This window comes from Paenibacillus sp. AR247 (assembly GCF_002968895.1).
Classification (GTDB): Bacteria; Bacillota; Bacilli; order Paenibacillales; family Paenibacillaceae; genus Paenibacillus_AQ; species Paenibacillus_AQ favisporus.
The window spans coordinates 558,316-563,458 of record NZ_PCZT01000009.1 but is presented as its reverse complement, the minus strand read 5'-3'; the positions used below and the strand labels follow the sequence as shown (position 1 = coordinate 563,458).

Annotated in this window: 5 protein-coding genes and 1 pseudogene; all 6 read left to right on the top strand. The window is 53.4% G+C overall.

Annotation, left to right across the window (positions count from 1 at the left end):
• Nucleotides 1-103 precede the first annotated feature (103 nt).
• Nucleotides 104-484 (top strand): DMT family transporter, encoded by a 381-nt coding sequence (locus tag CPT76_RS39395; protein WP_105442895.1) that lies wholly within the window; start codon nt 104-106, stop codon nt 482-484.
• Nucleotides 483-707, top strand: a pseudogene (locus tag CPT76_RS39390) (DMT family transporter); the annotation flags it as partial. The gene CPT76_RS39395 and the pseudogene CPT76_RS39390, both read left to right, overlap by 2 nt.
• A 260-nt stretch (nt 708-967) precedes the next feature.
• A complete protein-coding gene (locus CPT76_RS10615; protein ID WP_105442893.1) occupies nt 968-1,990 on the top strand; it encodes a LacI family DNA-binding transcriptional regulator in 1,023 nt (340 codons plus the stop codon).
• 167 nt (nt 1,991-2,157) lie between these two features.
• Nucleotides 2,158-3,579 (top strand): extracellular solute-binding protein, encoded by a 1,422-nt coding sequence (locus CPT76_RS10610; protein ID WP_105442892.1) that lies wholly within the window; start codon nt 2,158-2,160, stop codon nt 3,577-3,579.
• A 45-nt stretch (nt 3,580-3,624) separates the two neighbouring features.
• The gene (locus CPT76_RS10605) at nt 3,625-4,503 is read left to right on the top strand and encodes an ABC transporter permease subunit (RefSeq protein WP_105442891.1); all 879 of its coding nucleotides are present in this window, start codon (nt 3,625-3,627) and stop codon (nt 4,501-4,503) included.
• Nucleotides 4,504-5,143, top strand: a 640-nt coding sequence (locus CPT76_RS10600) for a carbohydrate ABC transporter permease (protein WP_258168281.1), incomplete at its 3' end; no start/stop codon positions are given.

Here is a 5,143-nt window from a genome sequence, read left to right as displayed (position 1 = left end):
GGGTTGGATGAAGATACGGTGAACTACATCGACCGCATCGTCGACGAGTATCTGCGGCACGAGCAAGAGCAGCAAACGGATAAGACGAAAGGAAGGGATCGTAATGAATGAGCAAGCAAAAACCGCGACGCCAGCGAAACCCGTGAAACCGCCCAAACCGATAAGCAAAAACCAGGCGTGGGCTTATGTGGCGATCGGAGGAATCCTCGAAATCGTCTGGGCTTCAGGCTTCAAATATGTGGAGATTCCCTCCATTATCGTGCTGATTGCCCTGCTGACGAGCTTTGAGCTGGTCATCCGTGCAGCGAAGGTTCTGCCGGTCGGGACAACCTACGCCGTTTTTGCCGGGATCGGCACGATCGGAACCGTGGTTGTGGAAGCTGTTTATTCCGGTGGTATTGGCCTGCTGAAAGTCGGCATTATTTTGCTCTTATTGCTGTTTATCATCGGATTAAAACTTACCAGCGGGGAGGAACACAGCTAATAACCTCATTCTTATCGGCGGTTTCATCGCGAGCTTTTCATTGCTGGTCAGAGCGATCGAGTCGATCCCTCTGTCGACGGCTTATGCGGTCTGGACCGGGATCGGTTCGGTTGGAGCGGCCGTTGTGGGCATGATGTTTTTCAAGGAATCGAAAACGCCGGTTCGACTGTTTTGTATCATGGGCGTCATCGGTTGTGTCATCGGGCTTCGGCTTGTTGAGTAAACCGCAGCATATCTGAATAAGGCATCAATGCAAAACCTCGCTTTGCGGGGTTTTTTGTGCTGAAATCCAGCGTGCAGAGCGGGATGTGCCAAACCGCTGGACAAGAAAAAACGGTTTAATGCCGGAATTGATCATCGAATGTTCAGGTTTTACATACATATTTCATGAACATGGAACGTTTTTAACAAAACCGGTTTAATGTAGGACTTGTACTTGAGACAAATTCCAAGCCAAGACATGAAGGAGAGGATTAGGCGAACGTGGTTACGATTGCTGATGTAGCAAAAGCTGCGGGGGTTTCGAAAGGTACGGTATCCAGCGTGTTCAGCAAGAAACGTCCCATCAGCAAAGAGGTCACGCAGCGTGTGCTTAAGGCGGCGGAGGAATTGAACTACAGGCCGAATTACTGGGCAAGGAGCCTTGTAAACCGGAAAACCAACATTATCGGGCTGAACATGCGCAGCGAGAAAATGCCGCTGGACGCGTTCCAGCACGAATTGCTCGACGGCATGATGGAGGTTTGTTATGAACATGGCTACCGGATATTGATCAACATTTTGCAGCCTTCCCTGCTGAAGCAGATGGAGCTTATCGCTTCAGATCCGGTGGACGGAGAAATTTTGCTCGACCCGATTCATGATGATCCCAGGATAGAAGACCGGCTCAAGCGGGATGTACCGATCGTCGTGGTAGGACGCCCATCAGGTGAACGGGCCGGACAGGTATGCTCCGTCGATAACGACAATATCGCGGCGGCCGCCAAAGCGGTCAGGCTTCTTCTGACGCAAGGGCACCGGCGTATCTTGTTTCTCAACTCGGCGAAGGACCGGACCGTGGCGGAAGATCGGGAGCTGGGTTATTATTTGGCCCACCGCGAAGCCGGTGTGGATTCGCTGGCTGGACTGATCCTGAACAAGCCGGATGACGATGGAACCTCGATCCGCTTCGGATACGAGACGACCCTGCAGATGCTTCGCGAACACGCTGGCATTTCCGCCATCCTGGCGGACAACGAATCTATGGCTATGGGCATTTATCAAGCGGCGGAAGAGCTTGGACTTGTCATTCCCGGAGATCTTTCGGTCATCGCTTTCAGCGGAGGCGAGCATTTCCCGCCCGCAATGCATCCGCCGTTAACCGGGATGAGGCTGGATGCAAGAACAATCGGCATGGAAGCCGCCCGCCTGCTGATCGAGCAGGTGACTGCCGGCGCAGCTGGGGTTAAGCGGATACTCCTTCCGTCCGAACTGGTGGAGCGCGGCTCCTGCGCGTGCACCCATTAAACCGTTTACACATTGCTATCTATAAGAAAAACGTCTATCGACGTACCTTCAAAGAAGACAGACCGCGTCCAGTGGAAGTTTTTCTTGCGATTATAGAATCGTTCAGCTCCGCTGAAAATTTATCATTCTATAATCTAAAAAAAAAATCATTGTTGGAGGTGTTTTGAATGAAAAGAAAGTCAGGCATTTTGATGGCAACCCTGCTGGCAGGTTCACTCCTGGTCTCGGCATGCAGCAGCGGCGGAGGCGACACAGGTAAGGCGGCGGAAGGGGGAGCGGATACCGGCAAACAGCCGGAAATGAAGCTTCGCATTCTCTCCGCTAACGTCGGCGGGAAAACCCCGGATGAGATGAAACAGTTCGAGGCTGAGATTAAGCGGTTAACCGGCATTGATGTGACGATCGAAAAGCCGGCGAGCGACTACGACCAGAAAGTGCTGACCGTGCTGGGTTCGGGTGAGAAATACGATCTTATCGAGCTCAGCGACCTTGGCAAGCTGGATCAATTTGTCGGGCAGGGTGCGGTGACGGATCTAAGCGATTTTGTTAAGGGGTCGAGCACGCTCTCTGATCCGAAGGTGATTCCCACCGCTGAATGGGACCAGCTGAAAGACAAGGATGGCAAAATCCATGCCGTCTTCACGAAATTCCAGGGCGGCACGATGCCGATCGTCCGTAAGGACTGGCTGGATAAGCTGCATCTGCAGGAGCCGAAAACGCTGGACGAATATTATCAGGTGCTGAAAGCTTTTAAAGAGCAGGATCCGGATGGCAACGGCAAAAACGACACCTACGGCTTGAGCACGTCCGGCTTATATGACATTCAAGGGTTCATGAGCGCGGCCGGTTTGAAGTACCGCTACGTGATGAAGGACGGCAAGCGGACGATCCCGTATGCTTCCGACGAAGCGATTCCGATGTATGAATGGTTTGCCAAGCTGGTCAAGGAAGGCATCATGGATCCAAACTTCGTAACGAACGATACAGGCAAAATGCGCAACCTGTTCCTGACCGACCGGGTCGGCATGGTGACGTACTGGGATGCCTGGGTCGGCATGTTCAACAACCTGCGTAAAGAGCAGGATCCGAATACAACGTTCCAGGCGGAAGCGATCGCCAGCGCGGCCGGTCCGGACGGCAACATCCTGATGCGCCGGGGCGACCCCGACTTCTGGATCGTGCCGCAAAATGCGCCGCATGTAGAAGCGGCAGAGAAATTCCTGGAGTTCTGGAACTCCAAGGACGGCATCACCCTCGGCAGCCTTGGTATTAAAGACGTCGATTATACCGAGAGCGGCGGCCAATATACGCTCACGGCAGAGGGCAAGGAGCACAACATGGACCATGGCGTGCCGTTCTGGTACAACGAAAACGTCAAGTCCCCGTTTGACAAACTGCCGGGCGTCGAGGCCGCCCAAGAACTGGTCAAACAGCATGCGACGCTGGAACTTGCCCTTCCGGGCTGGCCGGACGCGGAAAAAATCGTACAAAATTACGCGCTGAAAGCCATGTCCGGAGAAATGCCCGCCGCCGATGCCGTCAAGAAAATGCGGGAGGAACTGAAGAGCGCGAATTTGATCGACGAATAGCTCCCGCGGTTTGATTTTACCCGATAGGATGTGAAGTTAGACAAGATGAGAGCGATTCGTAAATACGGCGTACTCTATGCCATGATGCTTCCCGTCGTCATTTACTTTATCATTTACGGTTATTATCCGCTCGCGAGGGGCCTGCAGATCAGTTTTCAGGACTACAAGCTGATGGGCGAACGTCCCTATATCGGATTTGCGAATTATGCGGCAGTGTGGCATGATCCGTTTTTCTGGAAAGCGCTGGGCAATACGGTGGTGATCGGGGGAGGCATTCTGGTCTTCGGATTTGTCGCCCCCCTGGTCATCGCTTTATCCCTGAATGAAGTCATGACGGCATGGTTTAAAAAAACGGCGCAGATGCTGCTCTACATCCCGCATTTGCTGTCCTGGGTTGTGATCGGGGGAATGTGGATTTTCCTCCTTTCACCCGACACAGGGATCGTCAATTTGGTGCTGCACAAGGTGGCCGGCATCGAACCTATCCATTTTCTGGCCGAGTCCACCTGGGCGAGATGGGTCATGATCCTGGTCTCCACATGGAAGGACATGGGCTACAGCTGTATCCTGTTTCTTGCAGCGATCGTTTCGATCAATCCGTCCTTGTACGAAGCAGCCCGCATGGACGGGGCTACCAGGTGGCAGCTTGTGCGATTCGTGACCCTTCCCCAGCTGAAAGGAACGATGAAAGTCATTATCCTGCTGAATACGCTCGGGGTGCTGAGGATCTTCGACCAGGTCTTTGTCCTCCGCAATCCGTCGACCTCTTCCCATGTCGATGTGCTGATGATGTACACGTTTCAGAAGGGCATTATGGAAATGCAGGTCGGCGTGGGTGCGGCCGCGAGCTTTTTCGTTCTGGTCTTTACGCTGATCTTGACGCTTGCCGTGCGGACACTAACCCGATTTGACGAGGTGGAATAGATGATGAGACACGCGAATTACGGTTTGAACGCCAAGCGGATGACAGTGTTCGATTGGCTCAACGCCTTGTTCATTATCTGCCTGATGCTGACGATGATCATTCCCTTCCTGAACGTCATATCACTCTCGCTGTCCTCCGGGGTTGCGTCCATGAGGCCGGATATCATCCTGTTTCCCAAAGAATTCAGCCTGGATGGATACCGCACGATCTGGAACAGTCTGGATCTGTGGAGACCTTTCCTGAACAGCACGATCGTGACGGTCTTCGGAACGCTGCTGCATGTGCTGCTGTCGTCGCTGGCGGGCTATGTGCTGATCCATCCCCGGGTACCGGGAAAACGGCTGATGATCACCTTCATCCTGATTACGATGATGATTCCGCAGGAGGCGGTGCTGATCCCGCTGTATGTGGTCAACAAGGACTTCCACCTGATCAACACGCTGACGGTGCTCGTTCTGTCCGGACTTGTCTCGGGGTTCTCGATACTGCTGATGCGGAACTTCTTCATGAGCATCCCTTACGAAATTTCGGAATCCGCCAAAATCGACGGTGCGGGCGACTTCTGGATCTTCGCGGCCATTTATATGAGGCTGGCGACCGCCGGATTGGCTACGGTGACGCTGTTTGAGTTCGTGGGAC